Origin of the sequence: Actinomyces sp. oral taxon 849 str. F0330, from assembly GCF_000239715.1 — a bacterium.
Classification (GTDB): domain Bacteria; phylum Actinomycetota; class Actinomycetes; order Actinomycetales; family Actinomycetaceae; genus Actinomyces; species Actinomyces johnsonii.
The window spans coordinates 1-587 of the sequence record NZ_JH470414.1 but is presented as its reverse complement, the minus strand read 5'-3'; the positions used below and the strand labels follow the sequence as shown (position 1 = coordinate 587).

Sequence of the window (587 nt, the reverse complement as noted above, 5' to 3'; positions counted from 1 at the left end):
GCCTCGCCCGGCGAGGCCTGCTGACGGCCCAAGACGGCCGGCCGGCCGCCGGCACCGCGGAACGAGGCGGGGACGAAGAAGGGGGGAGAACCGCACCGCCCCTCCCACTGCTCGTGCCCATCGGCCCGGGCGAGGATGTGGACCGCGCCCGGGCCGACCTGGTGCGCCGCATCACCCGAGTCCCCCGCGCACCGACCTCGTCCTGCGCACCTCCGGCTCCACCACCGGCACCGGACAGCTCATCGCCGTCAGCGCCGCCGCCTTAGTGGCCTCCGCCCGCGCCACCCACGATCGCCTGGGCGGCCCGGGAACCTGGCTCCTGCCACTGCCAGCCCACCATGTCGCCGGCCTGCAGATCCTCATCCGCTCCCTCATGGCCGCAACCGCTCCCGTCATAGTGGACACGAGCATAGGATTCAGCCCGGCGGCGCTCGCGGAGGCCCTGCGCTCGACCCGGCACTCCGCCGCTCCGACTGCCGACCCCGCTGCCGGTTCTGCTGCGACCCGCCTCTACGTCTCCCTGGTCCCCACCCAACTGGTGCGCGTCCTGCGCGAGCCGGCGGCGAGCCGGGCCCTGACCGCGGCCG

General features: G+C 75.3%; 2 pseudogenes. Both read left to right on the top strand.

Annotation, left to right across the window (positions count from 1 at the left end):
• Positions 1-266, top strand: a pseudogene (locus HMPREF0975_RS17045) (hypothetical protein); the annotation flags it as partial.
• Positions 266-587, top strand: a pseudogene (locus HMPREF0975_RS17040) (O-succinylbenzoic acid--CoA ligase); the annotation flags it as partial. The pseudogenes HMPREF0975_RS17045 and HMPREF0975_RS17040, both read left to right, overlap by 1 nt.